Here is a 15,945-nt window from a genome sequence, read left to right on the forward strand (position 1 = left end):
AAAGAAAGAGATGCTGGCGTGTCCAGCACGCACGTTGTTAATGATGTAGCCGTGATAAAGAGGTCGTAATGCCAGGCAGCACCTTGTTCAAAGCGTTTGTTTTGTTTGTCGCCCTTTGGGCTCCCGTCACTCAGGCCGATTCCGGTTGGCAACCAGTCAAGGAAACAATCCGTAAGAGCGATAAGGACACCCGTGAGTATCAGGCGATTCGTCTTGATAACGGGATGACCGTGCTGCTGGTTTCCGATCCTCAGGCGGTGAAATCGCTCTCCGCGCTGGTTGTGCCGGTGGGTTCGCTGGAAGATCCTGACGCCCATCCTGGACTGGCGCACTACCTTGAGCACATGACGCTGATGGGCTCTAAAAAATACCCACAGCCTGACAGCCTGTCCGAATTTCTGAAAATGCATGGCGGCAGCCACAACGCCAGTACCGCGCCGTATCGCACCGCGTTTTACCTGGAAGTGGAAAATGATGCGCTTGATGGGGCGGTGGACCGTCTGGCGGATGCCATCGCCGCACCGCTGCTGGATAAAAAATACGCTGACCGTGAACGTAATGCCGTGAACGCCGAACTGACGATGGCGCGCACGCGAGACGGTATGCGCATGGCGCAGGTTAGCGCTGAAACCATCAATCCGGCGCACCCGGGTTCGCGCTTCTCAGGCGGCAACCTTGAAACGCTGAGCGACAAGCCCGGTAGCCCGGTGCTCGATGCGCTGCATGCGTTTCGTGAAAAATACTATTCCGCCAATCTGATGAAAGCGGTTATCTACAGCAATAAACCGTTGCCGACGCTGGCAAACATGGCCGCGCAGACCTACGGCAGGGTGCCAAATAAAAATATCGATCTGCCGCAGATTAACGTGCCGGTTGTCACGGACGCGCAAAAAGGCATTGTTATTCACTATGTGCCGGCCTTGCCGCGCAAGGTGTTACGCGTTGAATTCCGTATTGATAACAACACGGCGCAGTTCCGCAGCAAAACCGACGAGCTGGTGACGTATCTTATCGGCAACCGCAGCCCGGGTACGCTCTCTGACTGGCTGCAAAAGCAGGGGCTGGTGGAAGGTATTCGCGCTGACTCCGATCCCGTTGTAAATGGGAATAGCGGCGTGCTGGCCATCTCCGCGACGCTGACCGATAAAGGGCTGGCTCACCGGGACGACGTCGTTGCGGCCATTTTCAGTTACCTCTCTCTGCTGCGCGATAAAGGCGTCGATAAACGCTACTTTGACGAGCTGGCGCACGTGCTGGATCTCGATTTCCGCTATCCCTCTATCACGCGTGATATGGACTACGTTGAGTGGCTGGCAGATACCATGATCCGCGTGCCGGTGGAACATACGCTGGATGCGGTAAATATTGCCGACCAGTATGACGCCGGAGCGCTCAAAGCGCGACTGGCGATGATGACTCCGCAGAATGCCCGCGTCTGGTATATCAGCCCGAACGAACCGCATAACAAAATGGCCTACTTCGTTGATGCCCCGTATCAGGTTGAAAAAATCAGCGAACAGACCTTCGTGGGCTGGCAGAAAAAGGCGGGGGAAATTGCGCTGGCGTTACCGGAACTTAACCCCTACATCCCGGACAATTTCTCGCTGATCAAACCCGCAAAGGCGTATCCGCACCCGGAGCTGATTGTTGATGAGCCGACGCTGCGCGTGGTCTACACCCCAAGCCGCTATTTCGCCGACGAGCCAAAAGCGGATGTTAGCGTGGTGCTGCGTAACCCCAAAGCAATGGACAGCGCCAGAAACCAGGTGCTGTTTGCGCTTAACGATTATCTGGCCGGTATTGCTCTCGATCAGCTCAGCAACCAGGCTGCCGTTGGTGGTATCAGTTTCTCCACCAATGCCAATAACGGCCTGATGGTGAATGCCAACGGCTATACCCAGCGTTTGCCGCAGCTGTTCCAGGCGCTGCTGGACGGTTATTTCAGCTATACGCCTACGGAAGAACAGCTCGAGCAGGCTAAGTCCTGGTATGCCCAGATGATGGATTCTGCCGAGAAGGGTAAAGCCTACGATCAGGCGATTATGCCAGCACAGATGCTGTCGCAAATTCCGTACTTCCAGCGCGAAGATCGCCGCGCGTTATTGCCCTCAGTCACCTTAAAAGAGGTGCTGGCTTACCGTGATGCGCTGAAAACCAATACCCGTCCGGAGTTCCTGGTTGTAGGGAATATGAGCGAAGATCAGGCTAAAACGCTGGCGCAAAACGTCCGTGCGCAACTGGGTTCAAAAGGCGATGAGTGGTGCCGTAACCAGGATGTGCTGGTAGAGAAAAAGCAGAACGTGATCTTCGAAAAAGCGGGAAGCAGCACGGATTCCGCGCTGGCCGCGGTGTTTGTCCCTGTCGGTTATGACGAATTTACCAGCTCTGCCCAGAGTGCTGTTCTCGGTCAAATTATTCAGCCGTGGTTTTACAACCAGCTGCGCACCGAGGAGCAGCTGGGCTATGCGGTATTCGCTTTCTCTATGAATGTGGGCCGTCAGTGGGGGCTGGGCTTCCTTCTGCAAAGCAGCGACAAGCAACCCGCTTACCTGTGGCAGCGTTATCAGGCGTTCTTCCCGCAGGCGGAAGCAAAACTGCGCGCCATGAAGCCGGAAGAGTTTGCCCAGATCCAGCAGGCGGTTATCGCCCAGGTGATGCAGCCGCCGCAGACGCTGGGTGAAGAGGCCTCGCAGCTGAGCAAAGATTTTGATCGCGGTAATATGAAATTTGATTCGCGTGATAAAATAGTGGCCGAAATAAAACAGCTGACGCCACAAAAGGTTGCCGATTTCTTCCATCAGGCGGTAGTAAAACCGCAGGGTATGGCCATCCTGTCTCAGGTTTCTGGCAGCCAGAACGGGAAAACGGACTACGTAAAATCAAAAGAGTGGACCGTCTGGAAGAGCGTCAGCGCGCTGCAACAAACTATGCCCTGGAGTAAGAAAGAATGACCCATACCGCTGAGCCGCTTGATTCCCTAAGTTTACCTCTACAGGGTGAGCGACTGATTGAAGCCTCAGCGGGAACGGGAAAAACCTATACCATCGCCGCGCTCTATCTGCGTCTGCTGTTGGGGCTCGGCGGCAACGCCGCTTTTTCGCGCCCGTTAAGCGTGGAAGAGCTGCTGGTGGTAACCTTCACCGAAGCGGCCACTGCCGAGCTGCGTGGCCGTATTCGCAGCAACATTCATGAGCTGCGCATCGCCTGTTTGCGTCAGACGACGGATAACCCCCTCTACGCGAGCCTGCTGGACGAGATTGCGGACAAGCAACAGGCTGCGCAATGGCTGCTGCTGGCCGAGCGGCAAATGGATGAAGCGTCCGTCTTCACCATTCACGGTTTTTGTCAGCGCATGTTAAGCCTGAATGCGTTTGAATCCGGCATGCTCTTTGAGCAGCAGCTTATTGAAGATGAATCCGAGCTTCGCTATCAGGCCTGTGCGGATTTCTGGCGTCGTCACTGTTATCCATTGCAGCGCGACATTGCCGAAGCGGTTCACGCCCTGTGGAAAGGTCCGGAAGAGCTTCTTCGCGCCATCGACCGTTACCTGCAAGGCGAAGCGCCGGTCATTAAATCTCCGCCGCCTGCCGATGAAACGCTGGCCTCGCGCCATGAAAAGATCGTCGCCAAAATTGCGGCGCTTAAGCATAAGTGGAATGAGTCGGTTGGTGAAATTGATGCAATCATCGAAAACTCAGGCATCGACAGACGCAAGTTCAACCGTGGGAACCAGGGGAAGTGGATCGAAAAGATCAGCGTCTGGGCCCAGGAGGAGACGCGGGGCTACCAGCTTCCGGACGCGCTGGAAAAATTTTCGCAGCGCTTTTTGACCGAGCGAACCAAAGCCGACGGCATTGTGCCTGAGCATTCCCTGTTTGTGGCGATTGATGCGCTGCTTGCGGAGCCATTAACGCTCAATGACCTGATGATCACCCGCGCTATGACGGAGATCCGCCAGGCCGTCGCGCGCGAAAAACGTCGCCGGGGCGAGCTGGGGTTTGATGACATGCTGAGCCGCCTGGACGAGGCGCTGTCCAGCGAGAATAGTGAAGCGCTCGCCAGCGCGATCCGTACCCGTTTTCCTGTGGCGATGATTGACGAATTTCAGGACACCGACCCTCAGCAGTACCGCATTTTTCGCCGCATCTGGCGACAGCAGCCCGACACTGCCCTGTTGTTGATAGGCGACCCTAAACAGGCGATTTACGCCTTCCGTGGGGCAGATATCTTCACCTATATGAAAGCCCGTAGTGAGGTTGTCGCGCATTACACGTTAGAAACTAACTGGCGTTCCGCGCCGGGGATGGTTGAGAGCGTCAATGCGCTGTTCAGCCGTATGGAGACGGCGTTCATGTTCAATGAAATCCCTTTCCTGCCGGTGAAATCCGCCCCAAAAAACGCATCCCTGCGCTTCGAAGTCAGTAGCGCGGTACAACCCGCCATGACCTTCTGGCTGCTGGAAGGGGAAGGCTATGGGGTTGCCGACTATCAGGCGGCGATGGCCCAGCACTGCGCCGCGCAAATCCGTGACTGGCTGAGCGCAGGCGCGCGCGGCGAGGCGCTGCTGTGGAAGGGGGAACAGGCGAATCCTGTTAAAGCCTCTGATATTACCGTGCTGGTGCGCAGTCGTCAGGAAGCGGCGCTAATCCGCGATGCGCTAACGCTGCTGGATATTCCGTCAGTGTATCTCTCTAACCGCGACAGCGTGTTCGACACGCTGGAAGCCCAGGAAATGCTCTGGCTGCTTCAGGCGGTGCTGGCCCCGGAGCGCGAAAATACGCTTCGAAGCGCGCTGGCCTGCTCTATGCTGGGGTTGAACGCGCGCGATATAGATGAGCTCAACCATGACGAAAACGCATGGGATGCGGTGGTGGAAGAGTTTGTCCATTACCGTGAACGCTGGCAAAAACGCGGCGTCATGGCGATGCTGCGCGAATTGATGACGCGGCGCCAGATTGCCGAAAATATGCTGGCGTCATCGGGCGGTGAAAGGCGTCTTACCGATATTTTACACATCAGCGAACTGTTGCAGGAAGCCGGCACCCAGCTTGAAAGTGAACATGCCCTCGTGCGCTGGCTGGCGCAGCAAATCGCGGATCCAAACAGTAACGCCGCAAGCCAGCAGATGCGTCTTGAGAGCGATAAGCATCTGGTGCAAATCGTCACCATTCACAAATCGAAAGGTCTCGAGTATCCGCTGGTCTGGCTGCCCTTTATCGCCAACTACCGCGTTCAGGATCAGGCCTATTATCATGACCGCGAGACTTTCGATGCGGTGCTCGATCTCAGCAAGGCGGAAACCAGCGTTGAGCTGGCGGAAGCGGAGCGTCTGGCGGAGGATTTGCGCCTGCTTTACGTGGCGCTGACCCGTTCTGTCTGGCATTGCAGCCTGGGCGTCGCGCCGGTTTTCCGCCGTCGCGGGGAGAAAACAGGGGAGAGCGATTTCCATTTAAGCGCCTTAGGGCGGCTTGTTCAGCGTGGTGAGCCGAAAGATGCGGCGGGGTTGCGCCTCTGTATTGAGTCGCTTTGCGGAGACGATATCGCCCTGCATATCCCTTCTCTGCCAGACAACAGCCGCTGGGAAATGGCGCAAGAGCCCGCGACCGATCTTAACGCGCGCCAGATCACACGGGTGCTTGCCGACGACTGGCGCGTCACCAGCTATTCTGGCCTGCAACAGCACGGGCAAAGTATTGCGCAGGATCTCATGCCGAAGCTGGACGTGGATGCCGCAGGGGTGGGCGATGTTCCGGTTGAACCGACGTTAACTCCACATCAGTTTCCACGCGGCGCGTCGCCGGGCACCTTTTTGCACAGCCTCTTTGAAGAGCTTGATTTCACCCAGCCTGTCAGTCAGGAGTGGGTGCTGAAGATGTTGCAGAGCGGAGGCTATGACGCGCACTGGCAGCCCGTTCTCACTGACTGGATCAACGCCATTTTGCAGGCGCCGCTGACGACGCAGGGCTTCTCTCTTCGCCAGTTAACGGCCAAAAATAAGCAGGTTGAGATGGAGTTTTATCTGCCCGTCGCAGGCCCGCTTAAGGCCGACGCGCTCGATGCGCTCATCCGTCAGTACGATCCGCTGTCAGCCGGTTGCCCGCCGCTGAACTTCCGTCAGGTGCAGGGCATGCTGAAAGGGTTTATCGACCTGGTCTTCCGTCACGAAGGACGGTACTACCTGCTGGATTACAAATCGAACTGGCTGGGCGAGAACAGCGAAGCCTATACCCAGCAGGCGATGGCGGCAGCCATGCAAATGCATCGCTACGATCTGCAATATCAGCTCTATACCCTGGCGCTGCACCGCTATTTGCGCCACCGTATTGCGGATTATCGCTACGACGATCATTTTGGCGGTGTCATCTATCTGTTCCTGCGCGGGGTTGATGCTGCCGATCCGCGCTCCGGGATCTTCAGCACTCGTCCGGATGCGGAATTGATTAATAAAATGGATAACCTGTTTGCAGCAAACACGGAGGAGATGGCATGACGATGCAGGACTTATTGCTGGATGCGGTAGAGCAACGCGTGCTGCGTCAGCTGGACGTGCAGTTTGCCATGATGATTGCCGCTGACCAGCCCGCCGTGATGCTTGCCGCTGCCCTGTTGAGTAAAGATGCCGGAGAGGGGCATGTGTGTCTGCCGCTCTCGCGTCTGGTGGTTGACGAGAAAATGCCGCCTGTCCTCCAGTCCTGCTTTGCGCTGCTGGGAGATAAGGTGGACTGGCAGAAAATCTTGCGTGAATCGTCAGCCGTCGGGCCGGGAGACAACCAGGCACCGCTGATCCTGACGGGGGAGCGCTTATACCTGAACCGCCTGTGGCGAAACGAACTGACGGTAGCGCGTTTCTTTAGTGAGACCAATGCGCCGCTTCCCTGCGACGAAGCACAGCTTCGCCAGACGCTGGACAGGCTGTTTGACTCCGGTGAGGCCACAGACTGGCAGAAAGTGGCGGCAGCCGTCGCCCTGACGCGGCGGATCTCGGTGATATCCGGCGGCCCGGGAACCGGGAAAACAACGACCGTCGCAAAGCTGCTGGCAGCCCTGATACAGCTTTCAGGCGAGCAGCGATGCCGTATTCGTCTGGCGGCGCCCACCGGGAAGGCCGCGGCGCGTCTGACCGAATCACTGGGCGGTGCGATGCAACGGCTGCCGCTCACCCAGGAGCAGCTTGCGCTTTTCCCGGGTGAAGCAAGTACTCTGCACCGTCTGCTCGGCGCGCAGCCGGGTAGCCAGCGGCTGCGCTACCATGCGGGCAATCCGCTGCATCTGGACGTGCTGGTGGTGGATGAAGCCTCCATGATCGACCTGACCATGATGTCGCGCCTGATCGATGCGCTACCACCCCATGCGCGCGTGGTTTTCCTGGGCGATCGCGATCAGCTCGCCTCTGTAGAAGCCGGGGCGGTGCTGGGAGATATCTGTACCTACGCCAGTTACGGTTATACCGCCGCGCGGGCGCAGGAGCTCGCCCGTCTGACCGGTTGCTCGCTTGAACCCGATCACACGCCGATCGCGGGCGCACTGCGTGACAGCCTGTGCCTGCTGCAAAAAAGCTACCGTTTCGGTAGCGACTCCGGCATCGGCCAGCTGGCTGCGGCGGTCAACCGTGGCGACAGGCACGCCACGCGCACGGTGTTTGACGGTTCCTTCACTGACATTGAAAAGAAATCGCTGCAAAGCGGGGAAGAGTATCAGGCTATGCTTGAGGAGGCTCTCCAGGGATACCAGCATTTTCTGAGTTGCGTGCAGCAGCGCAGTCAGCCCGGGCAGGTCATCGCCGCATTTGGCGAATACCAGCTTCTGTGCGCATTGCGGGAAGGGCCGTTTGGCGTCGCGGGCCTGAACGACAGGCTGGAGCAGTTGCTGGTGCAGAAGCGCAAAATTAACCGTCAGCTGCATTCGCGATGGTATGAGGGCCGGCCAGTGATGATCTCCCGCAACGACAGTGCGCTGGGGCTGTTCAACGGGGATATCGGCATTGCGCTCGATCGCGGCAACGGTCTGCGCGTCTGGTTCCAGCTACCGGACGGTAGCGTGAAGTCCGTCCAGCCCAGCCGCCTGCCAGAGCATGAAACGGCATGGGCGATGACGGTACATAAATCTCAGGGCTCCGAGTTCAACCATGCGGCGCTGATCCTGCCGACACAGCTGTCGCCGGTTGTGACCCGCGAGCTGGTCTACACCGCCATTACCCGTGCGCGCCAGCGTCTTTCACTGTATGCGGATGAGCGCATGTTGAGTCAGGCGATTGCCACTCGTACCGAGCGCAGAAGCGGATTAAGCGCGATATTTGAATCTGTCTGAGTGAACGCCCTCTCCAGCAGGAGAGGGTGACTGTTATCCCAGGTCCGCCATTAACACCTTCGAGCGGCGCTGGTAGTTGTACATCTCTTTCTTACTTTCCGGCAGGGAATCAATATCCACCGGCGTGAAGCCGCGCTCCTGGAACCAGTGAATGCTGCGCGTGGTAAGCACGAACAGCTTGCTCAGACCCATCTGGCGCGCCTGTGCCGCCACGCGTTCAAGCAGCAGCTCCCCCCGTGAGGAGCTACGGTAATCAGGATGCACGGCGACGCACGCCATTTCGCCAATCTGCTCTTCCGGGAACGGATAAAGCGCCGCACAGGCAATGGTCAGGTTATCCCGCTGAATGATGGTGAACTTGTCGATCTCCATCTCCAGCTGCTCGCGGGATCGGCGAACCAGAATGCCCTGTTGTTCCAGCGGACGGATCAGCTCCAGAATGCCGCCGATATCGTTGATGGTGGCACGGCGGATCTGCTCGGCGCTCTCCATGACGATCTGCGTACCGATCCCGTCACGGGAGAACAGCTCCTGCAACAGCGCGCCGTCTTCCTGATAGCTGATCAGGTGGCTGCGGCGCACCCCGCTACGGCACGCTTTAACGGCGCCGCGCAGAAAACGCACGGTACCGGAATAGTAATCGCCTTCTGCTTCCAGCGCTTCGACGCGCGCCTGGGCTTCATTCGGAAAAAGTTCTGGCACAATCACGCCCTCATCGTTCACGACACCCTGTGAGGAGCAAAAGCCGATCATTTTTTCCGCTTTCAGCTTGATGGCCAACTGGGTGGCAATCTCTTCTGAGGTCAGATTAAAACTTTCACCCGTTACGGAGACGGCAACAGGGCCCATCAGAACGATCGCGCCATTGTCTAACTGGCGGTGAATGGCTTCTTCATCAATACGGCGGATGCGGCCGCTGTGGCAGTAGTCCACGCCATCGTCCACGCCGAGCGGCTGAGCGATGATAAAGTTGCCGCTCACCACGTTGATGTGCGCGCCCTGCAACGGCGTATTGTTCAGGCTCATCGACAGGCGGGCGGTGATATCGAGCTGCAACAGACCCGCCGCCTGTTTGACCAGCTCGAGGGTTTTCGCATCCGTCACGCGCGTGTGTTTGTGGTAGATCGGCTCATGGTGATGGGCGGCCAGGTTGGCTTCAATTTGCGGACGTGCGCCATACACCACCACCAGACGGATGCCGAGGCTGTGCAGCAGGCCGATATCATTGACGATGCTGGAAAAGTTTTCATGCTCAATGGCTTCGCCGCCAAGCATGATGACAAACGTTTTTCCCCGATGGGTGTTGATATAGGGAACAGAATGGCGGAATCCCTGGACCAGTTCGGTTCTGCGTTCCTTAACCATGACACAACCCTTAGTGAATGTTTATTCGTAATTTCTGTATTTTTATTCGATTGTGGCCGCGTGTGCAAGCCTAAATTTTCTGCGACCCACAGAAAATAATAAGTAATCCGTGCGTTAACGTATGATTGTTTACCCTTTTATAGATGACAGTTTATGCGTCATTCGTTAAAGTTTTCGGTCAATTTGGGCGTTTTGTTCATCAATCAGATTTCTTGCTCGGGAGAAGCATGTCGGGATCCAATTCAGCAATAAGCCGCCGCCGCCTGTTAAAAGGGGCCGGGGCGATGTGGTTGCTTAGCGTCAGCCAGGTGGGTCTTGCCGCCACAAGCCTGGTAGTCGCGGTGCGCGTCTGGCCGTCGTCGACCTATACGCGCGTGACGGTCGAGTCCAATCGCGTGCTGAAATACAAGCAATTTGCCCTCAGCAATCCTGAACGTGTGGTGGTTGATCTCGAAGGTGTGAACCTCAACTCCGTGCTTAAAGGCATGGCAGCTCAGATCCGTGGCGACGATCCGTTTATCAAATCGGCGCGCGTCGGGCAGTTCGATCCGCAAACCGTGCGCATGGTGTTTGAGCTGAAGCAGAACGTGAAACCTCAGCTCTTTGCCCTTGCGCCTGTAGCCGCCTTTAAGGAGCGTCTGGTGATGGATCTCTATCCGGCGAATGCGACGGATATTCAGGATCCGCTTCTGGCATTACTTGAGGATTACAACAAAGGCGATCTCGACAGCCAGGTTCCGCCAGCGCAAAGTGGCCCACAGCCGGGCAAGGCGGGGCGCGATCGCCCGATTGTGATCATGCTCGATCCTGGCCACGGCGGAGAAGATTCCGGCGCCGTCGGGAAATATCGCACCCGCGAAAAAGATGTGGTGCTGCAAATTGCCCGTCGTCTGAAGGCCTTGATCGACAAAGAGGGCAATATGCGCGCCTACATGACGCGCAACGAAGATGTCTTTATCCCGCTGAAGGTCCGCGTGGCAAAAGCGCAAAAGCAGCGCGCGGATCTGTTTGTCTCTATTCACGCGGATGCCTTCACCAGCCGCCAGCCGAGCGGATCTTCAGTGTTTGCCCTGTCAACGAAAGGGGCGACCAGTACCGCCGCGAGATACCTGGCGGACACGCAGAACGCCTCGGATTTAATTGGTGGCGTGAGCAAAAGTGGCGACCGTTACGTCGACCATACGATGTTTGATATGGTGCAGTCGCTGACCATTACCGACAGCCTGAAGTTTGGTAAAGCGGTGCTGGGCAAGCTGGGCCGGGTCAACAAGCTGCACAAAAACAGCGTCGAGCAGGCCGGATTTGCGGTCCTGAAAGCGCCAGATATTCCATCCATTCTGGTCGAAACCGCGTTTATCAGTAACGTGGAAGAGGAACGTAAGCTCAAGACGGCTAAATTCCAGCAGGAAGTGGCGGAGTCGATTCTGGCGGGGATCCGGGCCTACTTCTCAGACGGGGAAACGCTGGCGCGGCGGGGGTAGGGCATTAAGCCGGGTATCATGCCCGGCATTTTCACAAACGCCAGATACAAAAAAACACCCTTCAGGGTGTTTATTGTTTTAAGAAGTGTTGGTTGCGGGGGCCGGATTTGAACCGACGACCTTCGGGTTATGAGCCCGACGAGCTACCAGGCTGCTCCACCCCGCGCGGGGGCCGGATTTGAACCGACGACCTTCGGGTTATGAGCCCGACGAGCTACCAGGCTGCTCCACCCCGCGTCCGTGGAAGCGCACTATACTCGGATAGGTTTGTGATGCAACCCCTTTTTCACATAATTCATTATTTTGTATGCAAAATGAACGGCAAAAGCCACTTTGGACTATTTTTTGTGCAGAATTTGCCAAAGGGAAGGTGATTGCATTTCATTAACACGGTGGGTTTGTTATCTTCATCTCGCGGAATTGGGCAACTAAAAGACGAGATATAATGAAAGGACGTTGGGCGAAGTATCTGATGACAGGCGCAATGGTGGCGATTCTTGCGGCCTGCTCTTCCAAACCGACCGATCGCGGTCAACAGTATAAAGACGGGAAGTTATCCCAGCCTTTCTCTTTAGTTAACCAGCCAGACGCCGTGGGCGCTCCGATCAATGCCGGAGACTTCTCCGAGCAGGTCTACCAGATCCGCACTGCTTCTCCGCGTTTATACGGTTCGCAGAACAATGTCTATAGCGCCGTCCAGGACTGGCTGCGTGCAGGCGGTGATACCCGCAATATGCGCCAGTTTGGTATCGATGCCTGGCAGATGGAGGGGGCGGATAACTACGGTAACGTCCAGTTCACCGGTTACTACACCCCGGTTGTCCAGGCGCGACACACACGCCAGGGCGAGTTCCAGTATCCCATTTACCGTATGCCGCCGAAACGCGGTCGTCTGCCGTCCCGCGCCGAGATCTACGCTGGCGCGCTGAGCGAAAATTACGTGCTGGCCTACAGCAACTCCCTGATGGACAACTTCATTATGGACGTGCAGGGCAGCGGCTATATTGATTTTGGCGACGGCTCGCCGCTGAACTTCTTTAGCTACGCCGGGAAAAATGGCCATGCCTATCGCAGCATCGGTAAGGTGCTCATCGACCGTGGCGAAGTGAAACGAGAAGATATGTCGATGCAGGCGATCCGCGAGTGGGGCGAAAAACACAGCGAAGCGGAAGTGCGTGAGCTGCTTGAGCAGAACCCATCGTTTGTCTTCTTCAAACCGCAGAACTTTGCGCCGGTGAAAGGGGCGAGCGCCGTCCCGCTGATTGGCCGCGCTTCTGTGGCATCGGATCGTTCGATTATCCCGGCAGGTACTACGCTGCTGGCGGAAGTTCCACTCCTCGACAACAACGGCAAATTCAACGGCAAGTATGAATTACGCCTGATGGTGGCGCTGGACGTGGGTGGGGCGATCAAAGGCCAGCACTTCGACATTTATCAGGGCATCGGCCCGGATGCCGGCCATCGTGCAGGCTGGTATAACCACTACGGACGCGTGTGGGTGCTGAAGGCAGCGCCGGGTACCGGAAACGTATTCAGCGGCTGATTGTGGTATTCTGAGGGCAAGACGGATTACGGTTCAGGGTGAGGAATACCTCACCCTTTTTACATCTGAGGTTTTATGTCTGTGGTAATCAGCGATGCCTGGCGCCAGCGTTTCGGCGGCACGGCACGGTTATATGGTGAAAAAGCCCTGCAACTGTTCGCGGATGCGCATGTCTGCGTGGTAGGCATTGGTGGTGTGGGTTCGTGGGCGGCAGAAGCGCTGGCGAGAACCGGCATTGGCGCAATTACGTTGATTGATATGGATGACGTCTGCGTCACTAACACTAACCGTCAGATCCACGCCCTGCGTGATAACGTCGGTCTGGCGAAGTCCGAGGTGATGGCGGAGCGTATTCGTCTCATCAACCCGGAGTGTAGGGTGACGGTGATCGACGACTTTGTGACGGCAGATAACGTCGCGGAGTACATGAGCAAAGGCTACAGCTATGTGATTGATGCCATCGACAGCGTGCGGCCAAAAGCGGCGCTGATCGCTTACTGTCGTCGTTACAAGGTGCCGCTGGTGACAACGGGCGGCGCGGGTGGACAAATTGATCCGACGCAGATCCAGGTGGCGGATCTGGCGAAGACCATTCAGGATCCGCTGGCCGCTAAGCTGCGCGAGCGCTTAAAAAGCGACTTCAACGTGGTGAAAAATAGCAAAGGCAAGCTGGGCGTGGACTGTGTGTTCTCGACAGAAGCGCTGGTTTATCCGCAGGCGGATGGTTCGGTCTGTGCAATGAAAAGCACGGCGGAAGGGCCAAAGCGGATGGATTGTGCCTCAGGGTTTGGAGCGGCCACCATGGTGACCGCCTCCTTCGGCTTTGTGGCGGTCTCTCACGCCCTGAAGAAGATGATGGCGAAGGCGGAACGTCAGGCCTGAGCCTCACGGGCGGCATCCAGCACCGCGTCGTTTAGCGCAATCAGTCCCTGACCGCGCGAGGCGCTAAGCTGCGCGCGAAGTCCCAGCTCATCAAACAGCGCCAGCGGAGAATGCGCCAGCAGCTCTGCGGCGCTTTTCCCTTCGATTGCGGTCAACAGCACCGCCAGCAGACCGCGAACAATGCGTCCCTCGCTGTCGCCGAAGAAATGCAGTTTCTCACCGGATACGCTAAACCCAAGCCAGACGCGGTTCTCGCAGCCTGCGATCTCCTTCGCCTGTGATTTCAGCTCGTCTGACAGCGTGGGCAACTGTTTACCCAGCAGGATCAGCTGACGATATTTATCTTCCCACTGCGTGAGCGGGACGAAGGTCTGTTTTAACGTCTCTTCAGTAATAACGGTGCCGAACGGGTGTCCGGCTAAAGCTGAACTTGTCATTAATCCACCAGTAATTCCAGGGCGCGGTCGACGGCGGAAACCAGCGCATCGACGTCGCTTTTTGTATTGTACGGTGCAAACGAGGCGCGCAGGGTACCGCTTACGCCAATGGCCGCCAGCAGCGGCTGGGCGCAGTGCTGTCCGGCACGCAGGGCAATGCCATATCCGGCAAGCAACGTCACCATGTCGCTATGGTGCACGCCCGCGAAATCAAAGGCGAGCAGGCTGGAGTCCTGGACGCGGAACGAGCGAAAACCCGGACGTTTTTTCAGTTCTTCTTCCGCCAGCGTCGCCAGACCCCGGCTCCAGCTTTCAGCCTGAACCACGTCCGTTTCTGCCAGCCATTCGAGCGCCGCGCTCAGGCCGATAACCCCGGCCACGTTTGGGGTACCGGCTTCCAGGCGGTAGGGTACATCCTGCGTTTTAAAACCGTCGAAGGTGACTTCGGTAATCATCTTGCCGCCGCCGAGCCACGGCGTCATCCGGGCCAGCAGTTCAGGTTTGCCGTACAGCGCGCCGATACCGGTTGGCCCGTACAATTTGTGTCCTGAGAAGGCATAGAAGTCGATATCCAGCGCCTGAACGTCAGCCGGAAAATGCACCACACCCTGCGCACCGTCGACCATCACCACCACGCCGCTGGCATGGGCAATCTCAATGGCACGCGCCAGATCCGGGCAGCCGCCGGTGACGTTGGACATCTGCCCCAGCGCCAGAATACGGCTGCGCGGAGTAATCAGCTCAGGCAGACGCGCCACGTCAGGCAGGAAGTCCGCACCCAACGGGAGCTTTACAACCCGTGCCCCGGTTTGTTCGGCCACCATCAGCCAGGGTACCAGGTTGGCGTGGTGTTCCGCCTCGCTGACGATGATCTCATCCCCGGGCTGCAACAGCGGACGCGCGTAACATTGCGCCACCATGTTAATGGCCTCGGTGGTGCCCCGCGTCCAGACGATGTTCTTACCGCTGTCAGCATTGATCAGGCGCGCGACCTGATCCCGTGCGGCTTCGTATTGCGCCGTTAAGCGCTGCGCATCGGCATACTGGCTGCGGTGCACGTTCCCGGCGCTCAGGCTGTAAAACTGGCGGGTTGCCTCAATCACCGCCTGCGGTTTAAGGGCCGTGGCGGCGCTATCAAGATAAATGCCGGCATCGGCCAGCGCAGGAAACTGTGCGCGAAACTGCGCAGGACTGAAAGCGTTCATGGAATTCCTCATATCGATTCTACGATCGTCGCGCAAATTCATCGGCAGGGCAAGGAAGTTGATATCTATCAGATTTGTCTGCTTATCCTGGCGAGTCTGAAAAAGCAGGTTATGCTAAATAGTGTTAGGCGGATGTTTTAGCCTGTTATAAATCGAGGTTTGAATAGCATTAATTGCTAAAGGAGATAATCATGAAAAAGACAGCTGCAATCATTTCTGCCTGTGCGTTGACCTTTGCCCTGAGCGCCTGTTCTGGTAATAACTACGTAATGCATACCAACGATGGTCGATCTATCGTCTCTGAAGGGAAACCGACAACCGATAATGATACCGGGATGATTTCTTACAAAGATGCTAACGGGAACAAACAGCAGATCAACCGCAGTGACGTGAAAGAGATGAAGGAAATCGAGCATTAACAGTTAGATAAGCGAAAAAAAAGCACCGCAAGTTGGCGGTGCTACATTAATCACTATGGACAGACAGGGTAAATGTACAGGAAGTGAAAAATTGGTAGCGTTGCTACCGTGGTCTGAATCGCAGACCAATTGCAAACACAACAACACAACATCACAACCGTAAGCCAAAAGCCCTTCAGAACACGCATTCCAAAAAAAGCTTTTCGTTCCGGCTCAGGAAGTGCCGCCACTATAGGTATTTGCTGGTAGTTCCTCAACGGACAAATTATAATGGCTCAGATAAAAAAAACTAATAGGTTAAACGTT

The 15,945-nt window shown here is 56.7% G+C and carries 10 protein-coding genes and 1 tRNA gene; 7 read left to right on the top strand and 4 right to left on the bottom strand.

The window, feature by feature from the left end; all coding sequences use genetic code 11:
* Nucleotides 1–68 precede the first annotated feature (68 nt).
* From ptrA to recD, 3 genes are read left to right on the top strand one after another with little or no spacing between them, the layout of a single operon-like run.
* A complete protein-coding gene (gene ptrA / locus H2Z33_RS13295; RefSeq protein ID WP_063134869.1) occupies nt 69–2,951 on the top strand; it encodes a pitrilysin in 2,883 nt (960 codons plus the stop codon).
* Entirely contained in the window at nt 2,948–6,490 is a 3,543-nt protein-coding gene (recB, locus tag H2Z33_RS13300) for an exodeoxyribonuclease V subunit beta (RefSeq protein ID WP_063134870.1), read from the top strand. The genes ptrA and recB overlap by 4 nt, the downstream gene beginning before the upstream one ends.
* The gene (recD, locus tag H2Z33_RS13305) at nt 6,487–8,307 is read left to right on the top strand and encodes an exodeoxyribonuclease V subunit alpha (protein WP_063134871.1); all 1,821 of its coding nucleotides are present in this window, start codon (nt 6,487–6,489) and stop codon (nt 8,305–8,307) included. The genes recB and recD overlap by 4 nt, the downstream gene beginning before the upstream one ends.
* A 33-nt stretch (nt 8,308–8,340) precedes the next feature.
* Here recD and argA read toward each other — a convergent pair whose 3' ends face one another.
* Nucleotides 8,341–9,672 carry an amino-acid N-acetyltransferase gene (argA, locus tag H2Z33_RS13310; RefSeq protein ID WP_015571744.1) on the bottom strand — a complete coding sequence of 444 codons (1,332 nt, stop codon included), beginning with the start codon at nt 9,670–9,672 and terminating at the stop codon, nt 8,341–8,343.
* Between the two features lie 227 nt (nt 9,673–9,899).
* Here argA and amiC point away from each other — a divergent pair, with 227 nt between their 5' ends.
* On the top strand, nt 9,900–11,153 hold the full coding sequence (amiC, locus tag H2Z33_RS13315; RefSeq protein WP_063867057.1) for an N-acetylmuramoyl-L-alanine amidase AmiC: 1,254 nt from the start codon (nt 9,900–9,902) through the stop codon (nt 11,151–11,153).
* Nucleotides 11,154–11,242: 89 nt separating this feature from the next.
* Here amiC and H2Z33_RS13320 read toward each other — a convergent pair.
* Nucleotides 11,243–11,319, bottom strand: a tRNA-Met gene (locus H2Z33_RS13320).
* A gap of 279 nt (nt 11,320–11,598) precedes the next feature.
* Here H2Z33_RS13320 and mltA point away from each other — a divergent pair.
* Together mltA and tcdA are read left to right on the top strand one after the other, a co-directional pair.
* Nucleotides 11,599–12,696, top strand: coding sequence for a murein transglycosylase A (gene mltA / locus H2Z33_RS13325; protein WP_015571742.1), 1,098 nt, complete (start codon nt 11,599–11,601; stop codon nt 12,694–12,696).
* 75 nt (nt 12,697–12,771) lie between these two features.
* Nucleotides 12,772–13,578: a tRNA cyclic N6-threonylcarbamoyladenosine(37) synthase TcdA gene (gene tcdA, locus H2Z33_RS13330; RefSeq protein WP_006811804.1), complete on the top strand. Its 807-nt coding sequence runs from the start codon at nt 12,772–12,774 to the stop codon at nt 13,576–13,578.
* On the opposite strand, the gene csdE is transcribed toward tcdA, so the two are convergent.
* On the bottom strand, nt 13,569–14,015 hold the full coding sequence (gene csdE, locus H2Z33_RS13335) for a cysteine desulfurase sulfur acceptor subunit CsdE (protein WP_017692743.1): 447 nt from the start codon (nt 14,013–14,015) through the stop codon (nt 13,569–13,571). The two genes, tcdA and csdE, sit on opposite strands and share 10 nt — an antisense overlap.
* Nucleotides 14,015–15,220 (bottom strand): cysteine desulfurase CsdA, encoded by a 1,206-nt coding sequence (csdA, locus tag H2Z33_RS13340; protein ID WP_045338404.1) that lies wholly within the window; start codon nt 15,218–15,220, stop codon nt 14,015–14,017. The genes csdE and csdA overlap by 1 nt, the downstream gene beginning before the upstream one ends.
* 191 nt (nt 15,221–15,411) lie before the next feature.
* Between csdA and H2Z33_RS13345 the strand changes: the two genes are divergently transcribed.
* Entirely contained in the window at nt 15,412–15,639 is a 228-nt protein-coding gene (locus tag H2Z33_RS13345) for a YgdI/YgdR family lipoprotein (RefSeq protein WP_015571738.1), read from the top strand.
* Nucleotides 15,640–15,945 lie beyond the last annotated feature (306 nt).

It is taken from the genome of Enterobacter sp. YSU, from assembly GCF_016082135.1.
Classification (GTDB): domain Bacteria; phylum Pseudomonadota; class Gammaproteobacteria; order Enterobacterales; family Enterobacteriaceae; genus Enterobacter; species Enterobacter hormaechei_C.

Coding starts and splice junctions, on each gene's coding strand:
- ptrA (WP_063134869.1), top strand. CDS start 69: ATGCCAGGCAGCACCTTGTTCAAAGCGTTTGTTTTGTTTGTCGCCCTT.
- recB (WP_063134870.1), top strand. CDS start 2,948: ATGACCCATACCGCTGAGCCGCTTGATTCCCTAAGTTTACCTCTACAG.
- recD (WP_063134871.1), top strand. CDS start 6,487: ATGACGATGCAGGACTTATTGCTGGATGCGGTAGAGCAACGCGTGCTG.
- argA (WP_015571744.1), bottom strand. CDS start 9,672: ATGGTTAAGGAACGCAGAACCGAACTGGTCCAGGGATTCCGCCATTCT.
- amiC (WP_063867057.1), top strand. CDS start 9,900: ATGTCGGGATCCAATTCAGCAATAAGCCGCCGCCGCCTGTTAAAAGGG.
- mltA (WP_015571742.1), top strand. CDS start 11,599: ATGAAAGGACGTTGGGCGAAGTATCTGATGACAGGCGCAATGGTGGCG.
- tcdA (WP_006811804.1), top strand. CDS start 12,772: ATGTCTGTGGTAATCAGCGATGCCTGGCGCCAGCGTTTCGGCGGCACG.
- csdE (WP_017692743.1), bottom strand. CDS start 14,015: ATGACAAGTTCAGCTTTAGCCGGACACCCGTTCGGCACCGTTATTACT.
- csdA (WP_045338404.1), bottom strand. CDS start 15,220: ATGAACGCTTTCAGTCCTGCGCAGTTTCGCGCACAGTTTCCTGCGCTG.
- H2Z33_RS13345 (WP_015571738.1), top strand. CDS start 15,412: ATGAAAAAGACAGCTGCAATCATTTCTGCCTGTGCGTTGACCTTTGCC.